The sequence below is a fragment of the Streptomyces sp. NRRL S-37 genome (genome assembly GCF_000721605.1).
Taxonomy (GTDB): Bacteria; Actinomycetota; Actinomycetes; order Streptomycetales; family Streptomycetaceae; genus Streptomyces.
Window position 1 is genome coordinate 254,869 of the sequence record NZ_JOIZ01000006.1, and the last position, 15,138, is coordinate 270,006.

At 70.5% G+C, this 15,138-nt stretch carries 13 protein-coding genes and 2 tRNA genes; 9 read left to right on the top strand and 6 right to left on the bottom strand.

The features are described from left to right. Positions 1 to 44 precede the first annotated feature (44 nt). Complete coding sequence (locus IH50_RS0111720) at positions 45 to 566, bottom strand: NUDIX hydrolase (RefSeq protein WP_030860190.1); 522 nt, start codon at positions 564 to 566, stop codon at positions 45 to 47. After that, on the bottom strand, positions 563 to 2,008 hold the full coding sequence (locus tag IH50_RS0111725; RefSeq protein WP_030860191.1) for a zinc-dependent metalloprotease: 1,446 nt from the start codon (positions 2,006 to 2,008) through the stop codon (positions 563 to 565). The genes IH50_RS0111720 and IH50_RS0111725 overlap by 4 nt, the downstream gene beginning before the upstream one ends. Before the next feature lie 192 nt (positions 2,009 to 2,200). Between IH50_RS0111725 and IH50_RS0111730 the strand changes: the two genes are divergently transcribed. The 4 genes from IH50_RS0111730 (at position 2,201) to IH50_RS0111745 (ending at position 5,393) form a co-directional block, all read left to right on the top strand. Further along, a complete protein-coding gene (locus tag IH50_RS0111730) occupies positions 2,201 to 3,364 on the top strand; it encodes an SDR family oxidoreductase (protein WP_030860192.1) in 1,164 nt (387 codons plus the stop codon). A gap of 92 nt (positions 3,365 to 3,456) precedes the next feature. Then, entirely contained in the window at positions 3,457 to 3,918 is a 462-nt protein-coding gene (locus IH50_RS0111735; protein ID WP_030860193.1) for a molybdenum cofactor biosynthesis protein MoaE, read from the top strand. A gap of 115 nt (positions 3,919 to 4,033) precedes the next feature. Further along, a complete protein-coding gene (locus tag IH50_RS42010) occupies positions 4,034 to 4,198 on the top strand; it encodes a hypothetical protein (protein ID WP_199822071.1) in 165 nt (54 codons plus the stop codon). A 100-nt stretch (positions 4,199 to 4,298) separates the two neighbouring features. Next, complete coding sequence (locus IH50_RS0111745; RefSeq protein WP_030860194.1) at positions 4,299 to 5,393, top strand: PDZ domain-containing protein; 1,095 nt, start codon at positions 4,299 to 4,301, stop codon at positions 5,391 to 5,393. A 9-nt stretch (positions 5,394 to 5,402) separates the two neighbouring features. Here IH50_RS0111745 and IH50_RS0111750 read toward each other — a convergent pair whose 3' ends face one another. Beyond that, positions 5,403 to 5,945: a PPA1309 family protein gene (locus IH50_RS0111750; RefSeq protein ID WP_030860195.1), complete on the bottom strand. Its 543-nt coding sequence runs from the start codon at positions 5,943 to 5,945 to the stop codon at positions 5,403 to 5,405. Between the two features lie 164 nt (positions 5,946 to 6,109). Between IH50_RS0111750 and IH50_RS0111755 the strand changes: the two genes are divergently transcribed. The 4 genes from IH50_RS0111755 to IH50_RS0111770 all read left to right on the top strand — a co-directional run bounded on the left by IH50_RS0111755 (position 6,110) and on the right by IH50_RS0111770 (position 11,537). Beyond that, a complete protein-coding gene (locus tag IH50_RS0111755) occupies positions 6,110 to 9,046 on the top strand; it encodes a UPF0182 family protein (RefSeq protein ID WP_234328138.1) in 2,937 nt (978 codons plus the stop codon). A gap of 55 nt (positions 9,047 to 9,101) precedes the next feature. Continuing rightward, positions 9,102 to 9,175 (top strand) — tRNA-Met (locus tag IH50_RS0111760). Positions 9,176 to 9,398: 223 nt separating this feature from the next. Continuing rightward, positions 9,399 to 11,213, top strand: a complete 1,815-nt coding sequence (locus IH50_RS0111765) for a tetratricopeptide repeat protein (protein ID WP_199822072.1) — start codon at positions 9,399 to 9,401, stop codon at positions 11,211 to 11,213. A gap of 250 nt (positions 11,214 to 11,463) precedes the next feature. Next, positions 11,464 to 11,537: transfer RNA gene (locus tag IH50_RS0111770), tRNA-Met, on the top strand. 28 nt (positions 11,538 to 11,565) lie between these two features. On the opposite strand, the gene IH50_RS0111775 is transcribed toward IH50_RS0111770, so the two are convergent. After that, complete coding sequence (locus IH50_RS0111775; RefSeq protein ID WP_030860200.1) at positions 11,566 to 11,982, bottom strand: Fur family transcriptional regulator; 417 nt, start codon at positions 11,980 to 11,982, stop codon at positions 11,566 to 11,568. A gap of 144 nt (positions 11,983 to 12,126) precedes the next feature. Here IH50_RS0111775 and IH50_RS0111780 point away from each other — a divergent pair, with 144 nt between their 5' ends. Continuing rightward, the gene (locus IH50_RS0111780) at positions 12,127 to 13,578 is read left to right on the top strand and encodes a catalase (RefSeq protein ID WP_030860202.1); all 1,452 of its coding nucleotides are present in this window, start codon (positions 12,127 to 12,129) and stop codon (positions 13,576 to 13,578) included. 71 nt (positions 13,579 to 13,649) lie between these two features. Here the strand turns inward: IH50_RS0111780 and IH50_RS0111785 are convergent, their stop codons facing one another. After that, positions 13,650 to 14,051 carry a cyclic nucleotide-binding/CBS domain-containing protein gene (locus tag IH50_RS0111785; protein WP_030860203.1) on the bottom strand — a complete coding sequence of 134 codons (402 nt, stop codon included), beginning with the start codon at positions 14,049 to 14,051 and terminating at the stop codon, positions 13,650 to 13,652. A gap of 170 nt (positions 14,052 to 14,221) precedes the next feature. Next, positions 14,222 to 15,022 carry a histidinol-phosphatase gene (gene hisN, locus IH50_RS0111790; RefSeq protein ID WP_030860210.1) on the bottom strand — a complete coding sequence of 267 codons (801 nt, stop codon included), beginning with the start codon at positions 15,020 to 15,022 and terminating at the stop codon, positions 14,222 to 14,224. Positions 15,023 to 15,138 lie beyond the last annotated feature (116 nt).

Consider the following 15,138-nt stretch of genomic DNA (forward strand, 5'->3'; position numbering starts at 1 on the left):
CCGGTGAGGGGCGTCCGCCGAGGCGGACGCCCCTCACTCCTGTGTCAGACGCCCAGTCTCGTCCGGGTCGCTTCCACCAAACGGGTGACCGAGGTGTCGGCCACGTCCGCCACCTCGTCGTACGGGAACCAGCACAGGTCGAGGGACTCGTCGCTGATGGCCTCGACGGATCCGGACGGAGCCAGCGCCGCGTACTGGACGTCCAGGTGCCAGGCACACGGTGTGTGATGACGGTCCAGACGCACGGGGCCGCCGGGGACCAGGGTCAGTCCCGCGATACCGGACTCCTCCGTCGCCTCCCGCAGGGCCGCCGCCGCGAGCGAGACGTCACCCGGCTCGCAGTGCCCGCCCGTCTGGAGCCACATCCGCAGCTTCCGGTGCAGGGTCAGCAGCACCCGGCCCCGCTCGGGATCGATCACCAGGCCGCTGGCCGTGATGTGGCCGTCCGTACAGGCCTTCCACATGCCGTCCGGATGCGCCGCGAGGTGGTCCAGATAGGTCTGGCGCAGTCCGGGCTGGTCCTCGTACCCCTTGAGCACGAGGACCGCGTCGTCATGGAGGCTCACTCGGCGTCGTCGCCCTTGTTCTTGCCCTCGTCCTCGCCCTCGTCCTTCTTCTTGAGGTCGGGCTTCCCGCCGGCGGCCTCGCCGAGCATCTTGTCCAGCTCGGAGAAATCGATCTGCTCGCGGTGCACGAAACCGTCCGGATCGTCCAGGTCGGTCGCCGTCGGCAGCATGTCCGGGTGCGCCCACAGGGCGTCCCGGCCGTCGACCCCGCGCGCGTCGGTGAGCGAGGCCCACAGGCGCGAGGCGTCGCGCAGCCGGCGCGGGCGCAGCTCCAGACCGATCAGCGTGGCGAACGTCTGCTCCGCCGGGCCACCCGAGGCGCGGCGGCGGCGCAGCGTCTCGCGCAGCGCGTCGGCCGACGACAGCCGCGGCTTGGCCGCGGCGTGCACCACGGCGTCCACCCAGCCCTCGACGAGTGCCAGCGCCGTCTCCAGACGGGCCAGGGCGGCCTTCTGCTCCGGCGTGTCCTCCGGCTGGAACATGCCCTGCTGGAGGGCCTCCTGCAACTGCTCCGGATTCTGCGGGTCGAACTGGCCGACGACGTCCTCGAGCTTGCCGGTGTCGACCTTGATCCCGCGCGCGTAGCCGTCGACGGCGCCGAACAGGTGCGAGCGCAGCCACGGGACGTGCGCGAACAGGCGCTGGTGGGCGGCCTCGCGCAGGGCGAGATAGAGCCGCACCTCCTCCTGGGAGACGCCCAGGTCCTTGCCGAACGTCTCGATGTTCAGCGGCAGCAGCGCGGCCCGGCCGGCCGGGCTCAGCGGCAGGCCGATGTCGGACGAGCCGACGACCTCACCGGCGAGCACGCCGACGGCCTGCCCGATCTGCGTGCCGAACATGGCGCCGCCCATGGAGCGCATCATGCCGATCAGCGGGCCGGCCATGGCCTGCATCTCCTCCGGCAGCACATCGCCCATCGCGTTCCCGACGCGCTCGGCCACCGGGTCGACCAGCTCCCGCCACGCCGGAAGGGTGGCCTCCACCCACTCCGCGCGGCTCCAGGCCACGGCGGAGCCGGCGCCCGACGGCAGGGAGGTCGCGTCGTCCAGCCACAGGTCGGCCAGACGGACCGCTTCCTCCACGGCCCTGCGGTCGGCGGGCCCGACGCTCGTGTCCTTCGAGCCCTCCGCGGTGCCCTGCGAGACGGTCTGCCGGGCGATCTGCTTGGCCATGTCCCAGTTCACCGGCCCGCCCTCGTAGGAGAGCATCTGGCCGAGCTGCTGGAACGCCGCGCCCAGGTCGTTGGGGTTCAGCGACCCGAACATCGCGGCGAACGGATTGTCCGCGCCAGGGCCGCCAAAGCCTCCGGCTCCGGGCACGCCGAAGCCGAACGGGTTGGCCGGGCCCTGACCACCACCGCTCTGCGGGTCCTTCTTCTTGCCCTCGTCGCCGTCGTCCGGCTCCTCCGGCGGAAGGCCGAATCCGAATGGGGTGTCACTCACGGGTTTCCTCGGCTGGTAGGGCCACCGGTTCTTTCCGGCGGCACGGCTGCCCGACAACACCACCCAGCGTAGACACCTGAAGCGGTTCGGGCCTCGGTGCTTCGCCGACAGAAGGCCTGCGGCAGGATGGATGCCACCTGGTACGTACGCGTCGCTCGCGCCCGTACTGAAGACAACCGCTGGAGACGCCCGGTGAGTTCCCCAGATCCACAGGTTCGCGCAGCGCGAAACGAGTCGGCCCACCCGCCGCCCGACCACCGCCCCTCGACGACGGCGCTTCGCGCCGGCGGAACGACCGCGGCGCGCGGGCCCGTCGTCGCGGTCACCGGTGCCGCGTCCGGCATCGGCGCGCTGCTCACCGCGCGGCTCGCCGCCTCGGAGGAGATCAAGCGGGTCATCGCCATCGACGAGCGGCGCGGCGAGTGCGCCGAGGCGCGCTGGCACATCCTGGACGTACGGGACCCGGCCATCGCGGACAAGCTGCGCGGGGCCGACGCGGTGGTCCATCTCGCGCTCGACCTCGATCTGGAGACCGATGCCGCCGCCCGGACGGCCTACAACGTACGGGGCACGCAGACCGTGCTGACGGCCGCCGCGGCCGCCGGGGTGCACCGCGTGGTGCTGTGCACGTCGACGATGGTCTACGGGGCGCTGCCGGACAACGAGCTGCCGCTGTCCGAGGACGCGGAGCTGCGGGCCACGGCGGAGGCCACCGGAGTCGGCGACCTCCTGGAGATCGAGCGGCTCGCGCGCCGGGCGCCCAGGGCGCACCCGGGGCTCAATGTCACGGTCGTACGCCCCGCCGTGCTGGTGGGAGGCACCGACACCGCGCTGACCAGGTACTTCGAGTCGCCCAGGCTGCTCGTGGTGGCCGGGTCGCGGCCCGCGTGGCAGTTCTGTCACGTCCAGGATCTGTGCAGCGCCCTGGAGTACGCCGTCCTGGAGAAGGTCGACGGTGAGCTGGCCGTCGGCTGCGACGGATGGCTGGAACAGGAGGAGGTCGAGGAGCTCAGCGGGATCCGGCGGATGGAGCTGCCGTCGGCGGTCGCGCTCGGCGCGGCGGCCCGGCTGCACCGGATCGGGCTCACCCCGTCCCCGGCCGGGGACCTGGCCTACACGATGTACCCCTGGGTGGTGAGCGGGAGCCGGCTGCACGACGCCGGGTGGCGGCCCGCGCACACCAACGAGGAGGTGCTCGCGGAGCTGCTGGAGGAGGTGTCCGGCAGACACACGGTGGCCGGCCGGCGCCTGGGGCGCAAGGACGCGACGGCGGCGGGCGCCGCGGGAGCGACGGTGGCCCTGCTGGGCGCGGCCGCGGTGGTACGACGGGCACGCAAGGCCCGGCGCCGGATCTGACGCGCCTCCCGCGGGAGGCACCGGAGGGGCACGCGCGCGTGCCGGACGATGACGCTGTTCCGGGCCGTCGCCGGGTGGGGCACGATGGAGACATGGCATCCACGCACGATCACCCGGGTGAGCAGGCCGCACAGGACCCGCTCAAGCTGATCTCGATACGCGACACGCCGTTGTCCGTGGACGAGGTCCTCCACGCGGTCGGGGACGACGCGGCCGGCGGAACGGCGCTGTTCGTCGGGACCGTGCGCAACCACGACGGGGGCGCCGACGTCGACGGGCTCGGCTATTCGTGCCACCCCAGCGCCGAGGACGAGATGCGGCGGATCGCCGAGAAGGTCGCCGCCGAGTACCCCGTCCGGGCGCTTGCCGCCGTGCACCGGGTGGGGGACCTCAGGGTCGGTGACCTCGCCGTGGTCGTCGGCGTGTCGTGCCCGCACCGGGGGGAGGCCTTCGAGGCCTGCCGGAAGCTGATCGACGACCTCAAGCACGAGGTGCCCATCTGGAAGCACCAGAGGTTCTCCGACGGGACCGAGGAATGGGTGGGGGCCTGCTGAGCAGGCCCGGACCTCCGGTTGCGTAACCCCACCCCTGGCGTGAGCGTTGTCACTGCGGATGGTTAATCTGCTGATCAGTCAGTGTTGCGGACGCTCATGGGGTTGGGAGGTCGGCATGGCGGTGCTCGCCTGGTTGCTGATTCCGCTGGTGGCCGCGATCGGGGCAGGACTGTGGGGCAGTTGGGCCAATCGCACCCGCAAGGTGCGGGGCGACGGCCCCGAACTCATCGGTTACGCCCGGTTCCGCGAGGCCATGGAAAAGTCACACTCGGGTAGCTGAGGGCCGAAGAACAGCAGGTCACGGCAGACGAAGCGAGCAGGGCCGCCCGTCCGGGCGGCCCTGACGGTGCGCTGACAGGCCCGTCCCGTACTGTCGAGGCATGCCACGCCGCACCGCGACGATGCTCGCCTCCACCCTGATGCTGATCGCGCTCCTGTGCGCGGGAGTGTTCATCCCCGTGCCCTACTCGGAGATGTCCCCGGGGCCGACGGTGAACACGCTGGGCGAGCACGACGGCGAGCCGGTGCTGCAGATCTCCGGGCACAAGACCTATCCGACGGACGGTCACCTCAACATGACCACGGTACGGGTCACCAGCGCCGACTACCGGATGAACCTGGTCGAGGCCGTCTACGGATGGCTCGCGCACGACAACAAGGTCGTCCCGCACGAGACCCTCTACCCCGACGGCAAGACGGAGGAGGAGTCCACCCAGGAGAACGCCGAGGAGTTCAGCCAGTCCCAGGAGAGCGCCAAGGTCGCGGCCCTGAAGGAACTCGACGTCCCGGTGAAGTCCTGGGTGATCGTCTCCACGGTGGTCAAGGGGTCCCCGTCCGAGGGCAAGCTGCACGCGGGCGACGTGATCAAGGCCGTCGACGGCGAGGCGGTGAAGGAACCGGCCGATGTCGCCGAGCGGGTGACCGAGCACAAGCCGGGCGAGGACGTCGTCTTCACCATCGTGCCCGCCGAGGAGCAGGCCGCCGCCGAGAAGGGGAACCGGACGGCGACGCGGACCGAGAAGGTGACGATCACCACCACGGCCTCCGAGGACGGCGGTGAGAAGCGCGCCATCGTCGGGATCTCCGCCGGGACCGACCACACCTTCCCGTTCAGCATCGACATCAAGCTCGCCGATGTCGGCGGGCCGAGCGCGGGCCTGATGTTCGCGCTCGGCATCTACGACAAGCTCACTCCGGGCAGCCTGACCGGCGGCGAGTTCGTCGCCGGCACCGGCACCATCGACGACGACGGCAAGGTGGGGCCGATCGGCGGGATCCAGATGAAGACGGTCGGCGCGCGTGACAAGGGCGCCGAGTACTTCCTCACGCCGGCCGACAACTGCGCGTCCGCCGCCAAGGACACCCCCGAGGGCCTCACCCTGGTGAAGGTCGACACCATCGACGACGCCCTGGGGGCCCTGGAGGACATCCGCTCCGGCGACACCTCGGACCTGCCGACGTGCACGGCCTCCTGACCGGCCCCGCTACTCCTCGAACGTCGCCGACAGCGCCTGGGCCAGGCCCGGCACCAGCTCGGAGCCGGTGAGGACCTCCGTGGCGGAGTCCTTCTCACGCAGCCGCAGGGCCGACTCGCGGGTCCCGTCGCGCAGCACCGCGACCGTCATCCGGACCTCCTGACGCTCCGGGTGCCGCGCCACCCACTTCGTCAGCGCGGCCTCGTCCAGGTCCTCGGGGACCTGGGCCTCGGCCGACGGCGGCAGCATCAGCCGTTCCACGGTCAGGGCGCAGCCGGTCACCGCGTCGGGCCAGGCGATGGTGCCCAGGAACTCGTCGAGCGGCTTGCCCGTTGGAATCTCGTCCTGCTCGATCGGGGTGAGAGCGGTTGTCTCCTGTTCGTCGCCCAGACCGAGCCGGTCCGCGAGCGAGGGCTGTTCGGCCCGCAGCCGGGCGGTGTCGACGAGGGCGAACAGGCGGGCGGGCTGGTCCCAGCCGAGGCCGGAGACGTACTCGTCGATCTCGAGTACGGCCCGGGTGAGCGGGTTGGCCGCCATGGGTGTGTTGGACATGGTCACAATCCTCTCTCGTTCCTGGCCGGAATCGGGAACCGAGTAAAGGGTGAGTAAGTTGCATAGGTGTGGGCCTGCGATCACGGGGGACCACATACGGTCCGTGAAGACGCGGGCCTGACGAATCAACAGCGAACTTCGAGGTGCCTACCTTGGCTTTCCAGATGCCGGACCGCGGCGGAGGCCCGACGGGGCCACGGATCAGAGTGGGCCGCCCGTCCCGGCGGGTCCGGACTCTGCTCATGACACTGGGCGTCCTGGCCGTCCTCGGCATGGTGTTCACCATGTTCGCGGGCTTCTGGACCGACTGGCTGTGGTATCGCTCGGTCGACTACTCGTCGGTGTTCACGACGACCCTGTGGACCAAGATCGGGCTGTTCTTCGTCTTCGGTCTGCTGATGGCCCTCGCGGTCGGTTTCAACGTCTGGCTGGCGCACCGCATGCGGCCGCCGCTGAGCGCCATGTCGATGGAGCAGCAGAACCTCGACCGGTACCGGATGGGCATCGCCCCGTACAAGAAGTGGCTGCTGCTCGGCATCACCGCGCTGGTGGGCCTGATCGCCGGCGCCTCGGCGTCGAGCCAGTGGCGGACCTGGCTGATGTGGGTCAACGGCGTGTCCTTCGGCCAGAAGGACCCGCAGTTCAAGCTCGACGTCTCCTTCTACGCCTTCGACCTGCCCTGGTACCGGTTCCTGCTCGGCTTCGGCTTCGCCGCCACGATCCTGGCGCTGATCGCCGCCGCGCTCACCCACTACCTGTACGGCGGGCTGCGCATCACCAGCCCGGGCGCGCGCGCCACGGCGGCGGCCACCGGACACCTGTCGGTGCTCCTCGGTGTCTTCGTCGCCCTGAAGGCGGTCGCCTACTGGCTCGACCGGTACGGGCTGGCGGTGAAGTCCAGCGACTTCAAGGCCACCGACAGCTGGACGGGCCTCAGGTACGTCGACGCCAACGCCTATCTGCCGGCCAAGACGATCCTGTTCTGCATCGCGGTGATCTGCGCGCTGCTGTTCTTCGCCACCCTGTGGCGGCGTACCTGGCAGCTGCCCGTGATCGGCTTCGGCCTGATGGTGCTGTCGGCGATCCTCATCGGCGGCCTGTACCCGGCGATCGTGCAGAAGTTCCAGGTCCAGCCGAACGAGCAGGCCAAGGAAGCGCCGTACGTCGAGAAGAACCTCAAGGCCACGCGTGAGGCCTACGGCATCGACGACTCCAAGGTCACCGACTACCCGGGCACGAGCCAGACCGAGGACAAGACCCGGCTGCGGGACGACGTCACCGACACGGCGAGCATCCGGATCATGGACCCGAACATCGTCTCGCCGACGTTCCAGCAGCTCCAGCAGATCAGGAACTACTACGCGTTCCCGACCAACCTGGACGTCGACCGGTACCCCATCGGCGGCGAGGAGCAGGACACGGTCATCGGTCTGCGCGAGCTGAACCTGAACGGCATCCCCAAGCGGAACTGGATCAACGACCACTTCCGCTACACCCACGGATACGGTGTCGTCGCGGCCGAGGGCACCAGCGTGGACTCCGGCGGCCGTCCGAACTTCATGGAGTCCGACCTGCCCTCCCAGGGCGAACTCCCCGAGTACGAGCAGCGCGTCTACTACGGCGAGCGCACCACCACGTACTCGATCGTCGGCGGTCCCCAGAAGGAGATCGACTACTCCGACGACAGCGGCGAGAAGACGTACAGCTATAAGGGCGACAGCGGGGTCAACCTCGAGAACCCGGTCAACCGGGCCGCCTACGCGGTCGCGTTCAGCGAGCCGCAGATCCTGTACTCCGGGGCGATCGGCGAGGGATCGCGGATCCTGTACAACCGCACGCCCAAGGAGCGCGTCGAGGCGATCGCCCCGTGGCTGACCATCGACGGCGACGCCTACCCGGCGGTCGTGGACGGCCGTATCCAGTGGATCGTCGACGCCTACACCACGACCAACGGCTATCCGTACGCGTCGCGGACGACCCTCGGCGACACCACGGCCGACTCGCTGACCGCCACCAACGACCAGCGCGCGGTGGTGGCCCAGCAGAACCAGGTCAACTACATCCGCAACTCGGTGAAGGCGACCGTCGACGCGTACAGCGGCGAGGTCAAGCTCTACCAGTGGGACACCCAGGACCCCGTCCTGAAGACCTGGATGAAGGCCTTCCCGGACACGGTGCAGCCGAAGACCGAGATCTCCAGCGCGCTGATGGCCCACCTGCGGTACCCGCAGGACCTGTTCAAGGTGCAGCGCGAACTGCTGACCCGCTACCACGTGAAGGACGCCACCACGTTCCTCTCGGGCAGCGAGGTGTGGGAAGTGCCGGACGACCCGACCAACAAGACGGGCGACGCGGTGCCTCCGTACTACCTGAGCATGAAGATGCCCGACCAGCAGGAGCAGACCTTCTCGCTCACCACGACGTTCACACCGAACGGCCGTGACAACCTCAGTGCCTTCATGGCGGTGAACGCCGATCCGGGCACCGAGGACTACGGCAAGATCAGAGTGCTGAAACTGCCGACCAGCACCACGGTCTCCGGACCCAAACAGGTGCAGAGCCAGTTCAACTCCGAACAGGACATCGCCGAGTCGATCAGGCTGCTGCGAGGCGGTGACTCCGAGGTCGAGTACGGCAACCTGCTGACCGTCCCGCTCGACGGAGGGCTGCTCTACGTCGAGCCGGTCTACGTCCGCGGTGGCGGGCTGAAGTACCCGCTGCTGCGGAAGGTGCTGGTGACCTACGGAGGCCAGACCGCCTTCGAGGACACCCTCGACCAGGCGCTCGCCAAGGTTTTCGGAGGCGAGGGAACGCCCACCGAGCCACCGGGCGAGGACGAGGGGACCGGCGAGGAGGAGGGCACGACGCCACCGCCGACGTCCGACAACCCCACGGTCCAGGAGGCGCTGAACGACGCCCAGAAGGCCTTCGAGGCCGGCCAGGAAGCCCTGAAGAAGAACGACTGGGAGGCCTACGGCAAGGCGCAGAAGGACCTGGAGGACGCGCTGCGCAAGGCCGAGGAGGCCCAGTCGGCCGAAGGAGGCGGTGGCGCCGGCGGCGGGGAGAGCGGTCCCCGTCCCGACGCGAGTCCGAGCAGTTAGCGAGCAGGCTGGTCAAACGCCCCTCCCGCGCCGTGCTACGGTTGCAGCACAACGGCGCGGGGTGGAGCAGCTCGGTAGCTCGCTGGGCTCATAACCCAGAGGTCGCAGGTTCAAATCCTGTCCCCGCTACTCAGGTCGCGAAGTCGGCGACGTCAAAGGCCCGGATTCCTCAAGGAATCCGGGCCTTTGTGATGGGCGAACGCATGTGCCTGGGTGAGGGACGGCCGTGCCGCCGACGGGAGTTGGCCGATCTGTGTTTGACTTGTCTCTCTGTGGGCATGTCGACAAAACGCTGTAGTGACCTCACTGACTGCGGTATACCAGGTGTACCCAGGTTGCAGGTGGTGCGACGATGGATGGTATGGGGGACAAGGCAACTCTGTTCGGGACAGGGCGTTTTGTGAAGTCCTCCTCGCAGGAGGAACCCCGGGACGAGACGGGGGAGGCCGCCGACGAGGCGGCCGAGGAGCTGCGTCAGCGGCTCGCCGCCGAGGCCGGCGACGTCGAGGCGATGAGCGTCCTCGGCGCCATGCTGCTGCGCCGCGGTGATCTCGACGGAGCCGAACCCCATCTGCGTGCCGCCACCGCCGCGGGCGACCGCGCCGCCGCCAACAACCTGGGCGTCCTGCTGCACCAGCGGGGCTACGCCGACGAGGCCGCCGGCTGGTGGCGGATCGCCGCCGTGGCCGGCTCCACCGCGGCGGCCCACGCGCTCGGCCGCCACCACCGGGAACGCGGGGACGAACCCGCCGCCGAGTACTGGTTGCGCCAGTCCGCCGAGCAGGGGCACACCCTCGGCGCGTACGCCCTCGCCGACCTGCTGGAACACCGTGGGGACACGGCCTGGGCCGAGCGCTGGATGCGGGCCGCCGCCGAGCGTGGGCACCGGGAGGGCGCGTACCGGCTGGCCCGCGCGCTGGACCGCCGGGCCGCACGGGAGAGCGACGACGCCGCCGCGCTGCTGCGAGAGGCCGAGCAGTGGTACCGGCAGGCCGCCGCGCGGGGACACCGCCGGGCCGCGCTGCACCTCGGGGCGATCCTGGAGCGGCGCGGCGAGCTCAAGGAGGCCGGCCGCTGGTACCTGACCTCCGCCAAGGACGGCGAGCCCCGGGCCGCCTGCGCGCTCGGCTTCCTGCTGCGCGACGCCGGGGACACCGAGAACGCCGCCGTGTGGTGGCTGCGGGCCGCGCAGGACGGCGACGGCAACGCCGCCAACGCGCTGGGCGCCCTGCACGCCGAGCGGGGCGAGACCCAGACCGCCGAGCGCTGGTACCGGGCCGCGATGGACGCCGGCGACATCAACGGCGCGTACAACCTCGGGCTGCTCTGCGCCGACCAGGGCCGGACCGGCCCGGCCGAGCAGTGGTACCGCCGGGCCGCGTACGCCGGTCACCGCGAGGCGGCGAACGCGCTGGCGATCCTGCTGCTGCGGGCCGGGGACGAGACCGGCGCGGAGCCGTGGTTCTCCAAGGCCGCGGAGACCGGCAGCGTGGACGCCGCCTTCAACCTCGGCATCCTGCACGCGGGCCGGGGCGACGAGCGGTCCGCGCTGCGCTGGTACGAGCGGGCGGCGGCCGCCGGGCACATGGAGGCGGCGCTCCAGGTCGGGATGGCGCGGCTGCGGGAGGGCGAGGAGGGCGAGGCGGAGCGGTTCCTGCGGTGCGCGGCGGGCGGGGGGAGCGCGGAGGCGGCGTACCGGCTGGCGACGGTGCTGGACGCCCGTAGACCGCCTGAGCCGGCGCACGAGCTGGGGGAGCCGGTGAACCGGCGCAGCGAGTGCGAGGAGTGGTACGAGCGGGCGGCCTCGCAGGGGCACCGGCGGGCGCAGGTGCGGGTCGGGATGCTCGCGGCGGCGCGGGGGGACGTCGTCGAGGCGGCACGGTGGTACCGGGAGGCGGCGGAGGCCGGGTCGCGGAACGGGGCGTTCAATCTGGGGTTGCTGCTGGCCCGTGAGGGGAGTGAGCCGGAGGCGGTCGTGTGGTGGACACGGGCGGCCGACGCGGGGCACGGCCGGGCGGCGCTGCGGCTCGCGCTGGTCTGTGCGCGGCGGGGGGAGCTCGCGGAGGGGCAGCGGTGGGCGGAGCGGGCGGCCGCGCTGGGGCCGGCGGCGGTTGCGGAGCGGGCCGCTCGGCTGCGGGACGCGCTGCGTGAGGAACTGTCCGCGTGAGGCCGGGAGGGGGTGTACGAGGTGAGGCAGCGGTGGGCGGAGCGGGGGTGGGTTCCGCAGCCCGGCGTTTGCGGGGTGCTGCCGCGCCCACCCTCCCCCACTCTCGGCTCCGCTCGAGCGGGGGGACCCCCATCGCCCTGGGGGTACCTCCCAGGCCCTTGAGGCACTGGGGAGGCACGACTGCCCGCAGCTACGCGCGGAAACGGATTTGCTTCTGTCGGATGCCTTGACGTAGTGTTTCATTCATCGACGCGGGGTGGAGCAGCTCGGTAGCTCGCTGGGCTCATAACCCAGAGGTCGCAGGTTCAAATCCTGTCCCCGCTACTGAAGGCCGAGGGCCGGAATCTGCGTCTCAGGCCGCCGCGCAGTTCGGGCAGATTCCGCGGTACGTCACCTCGACGTCGGAGACCGTGAAGCCGAAGCGCTCCGTGTCGGGGAGGTCGGCCAGCGGATTGCCGGTCGGGTGGACGTCGCGGATCGCGCCGCACCGCGCGCACACCAGGTGGTGGTGCGGGCGGTGCGCGTTGGGGTCGTACCGCTTGGCCCGCTTGTCCGTGGCCACCTCCAGCACCTCACCGAGCGAGACCAGCTCGCCCAGGGTGTTGTAGACGGTCGCCCGGGAGATCTCGGGCAGCTTGGCGACGGCCCTGGAGTGCACCTCGTCGGCCGTCAGATGGACGTGCTCGCCGTCGAGGACCTCGGCCACGACACGGCGCTGTGCGGTCATCCGCCATCCACGTCCACGGAGCCGTTCCAAAAGGTCACTCATAGGCACCAGCCTAGCAGTAAGGGGACAGAAGTCCCGAACGGGTGTGACTTTGGAGCTTTACTTGACTTAGACATTGTCCATTGTAGGATCGAGATCGGATCTGGCCAAGGCACAGACTGGTCAGCGATGAAGCAGGAGGCGCACGTGACGCAGGGACCGCTCACTACGGAGGCCGGTGCCCCGGTTGCCGACAACCAGAACAGCGAGACCGCGGGCGTCGGTGGCCCGGTCCTCGTCCAGGACCAGCTCCTCATCGAGAAGCTGGCCCACTTCAACCGTGAGCGCATCCCGGAGCGTGTGGTGCACGCCCGCGGCGCCGGTGCCTACGGCACCTTCACGGTGACCGCCGACGTCACGCGGTACACGCGGGCCGCGTTCCTCTCCGAGGTCGGCAAGGAGACGGAGACCTTCCTGCGCTTCTCGACGGTGGCCGGCAACCTGGGCGCCGCGGACGCCGTGCGCGACCCGCGCGGTTTCGCGCTGAAGTTCTACACCGAGGAGGGCAACTACGACCTCGTCGGCAACAACACCCCGGTGTTCTTCATCCGGGACGCGATCAAGTTCCCGGACTTCATCCACACCCAGAAGCGCGACCCGTACACGGGCTCGACGGAGGCGGACAACGTCTTCGACTTCTGGGGCCTGTCGCCCGAGTCCACGCACCAGGTGACCTGGCTGTTCGGTGACCGCGGCATCCCGGCGTCGTACCGCCACATGGACGGCTTCGGCTCGCACACCTACCAGTGGAACAACGAGGCCGGCGAGGTCTTCTGGGTCAAGTACCACTTCAAGACGGACCAGGGCATCAAGAACCTGACCGCCGAGGAGGCCGAGATCCTCGCGGGCAAGGACCCCGACTCCCACCAGCGGGACCTGCGCGAGGCCATCGAGCGCGGCGAGTTCCCGTCCTGGACCGTCTACGTCCAGGTGATGCCGGCGGCCGAGGCGGCCACGTACCGCTTCAACCCGTTCGACCTGACCAAGGTCTGGCCGCACGCGGACTACCCGCTGATCGAGTTCGGCAAGCTGGAGCTGAACCGCAACCCGCGGAACATCTTCGCCGAGGTCGAGCAGTCGGTCTTCAGCCCCGCCCACTTCGTGCCGGGCATCGGCCCCTCCCCGGACAAGATGCTCCAGGGCCGCCTCTTCGCGTACGGCGACGCCCACCGCTACCGCGTCGGCATCAACGCCGACCACCTGCCGGTGAACCGCCCGCACGCCACCGAGGCGCGCACCAACTCCCGTGACGGCTACCTGTACGACGGCCGCCACGACGGTGCGAAGAACTACGAGCCGAACAGCTTCGGCGGCCCGGCCCAGACCGGCCGTCCGCTGTGGCAGCCCATCTCGGTGACCGGCGTCACCGGTGAGACGGTCACGCCCGTCCACGCCGAGGACAACGACTTCGTCCAGGCGGGCAACCTGTACCGGCTGATGACGGAGGAGGAGAAGGAGCGCCTGGTGAACAACCTGGCGAACGCCATCTCCGGCGTCACGCGCGACGAGATCGCCGACCGCGCGATCAACAACTTCCGTCAGGCGGACGAGGACTTCGGCAAGCGGCTGGAGGCCGCGGTGCAGGCCCTGCGCGGCTGATCCCAGCGCTGGACCGCTTGCCGGAACACGGGCCGGACTCCCTCGCGGGGGCCGGCCCGTTCGGCATGTCACTACGCCGGCACCCGCTGGGCCGGCTGCCGCCGGGGTGCCCAGCAGCGGATGATGTCGCGGACCGAGACGATGCCGGCCGGCCCGCCCCGGTCCAGGACGATCAGATGGCGGAAACCACCGTGGGCCATGGCGGTGGCGGCCTCCTCCAGGGTCCAGGACGGGGCGGCGAACACGACGTCGGTGGTGGTGTGGGCGTGGGCGCGCTCGGTGTCGGGGTCCTGGCCGAGCCCGACGGAGTTGAGGACGTCCCGCTCTGTGAGGATGCCGATACCGGTGCCGTCGGGATCGAGGACCACGGCCGCGCCCACCTGGCGGGCGGACATCAGGGCGGCGGCCTGGCGCAGGGTGTGGGCGGGGCCGATGGTGAGGACCACGGTGCTCATGGCGTCACGGACGAGCATGGATGGAGCCACCTCCTACCGGAAAACGCGAGGTCACGGGTGTGGAAGTCCGTTCGTTCGCGATTTCACAAGTTCACAAGTGGGGGAGCTCCCAGAGTGGCAGGCAGAGCGGGGGTCAACAAGAGGGCGCGTGCGGCCGGCCGGGGGCGCGCACGCTCACCCCATGCCGCTCAGTAACGCTGGTTGAGGTACCCCAGCAGCTCGTCGTGCAGCAGCCCGTTCGACGCGGCCGCGTTGCCGCTGTGCGGCCCCGGGCGGCCGTCGAGCCCGGTGAAACTGCCGCCCGCCTCCGTGACCACGATCGCGGTGGCCGCCATGTCCCACAGCGACAGCTCCGGCTCGGCGCACAGGTCCACCGATCCCTCGGCGACCATCATGTACGGCCAGAAGTCGCCGTACGCGCGCGTGCGCCACACCTCGCGGGTGAGGTCGAGGAAACCGTCCAGGCGTCCCTGCTCCTCCCAGCCGCTGAGCGAGGAGTACGCGAAGGAGGCGTCGGACAGCTCGGAGACGCGGGAGACTCGCAGCCGGGAGGCCGACGACAGACTGCGGCCGCTGAAGGCGCCGTGCCCCCGCGCGGCCCACCAGCGACGGCCGAGAGCGGGGGCGGAGACCACCCCGACGACCGGCTGGAAGCCCCCCTCACCGGCCTCCATCAGGGAGATCAGCGTGGCCCACACGGGCACCCCGCGCACGTAGTTCTTGGTGCCGTCGATCGGGTCGATCACCCAGCGCCGGGGCCCCGTGCCCTCCACCCCGTACTCCTCGCCCAGGATCGCGTCCCTGGGGCGGGCGCGTTTGAGGTGGCCGCGGATGAGTTCCTCGGCGGCCTTGTCCGCCTCACTCACCGGCGTCATGTCCGGTTTGGTCTCCACCTTGAGGTCGAGAGCCTTGAACCGTTCCATCGTCGCGGCGTCGGCGGCGTCCGCCAGGACATGGGCGAGACGCAGGTCGTCGAGGTAGTCGGGCATGCAACGAACGGTATCCGCCGAGGTCGGTGCGGGGCCACCGGGGGGCGGCTCCCGCGCACCCTTGACAGTGCCCGACGGCGCGTCAAATCTAACCGCAGGGTCGGCCGCTCGCCCCG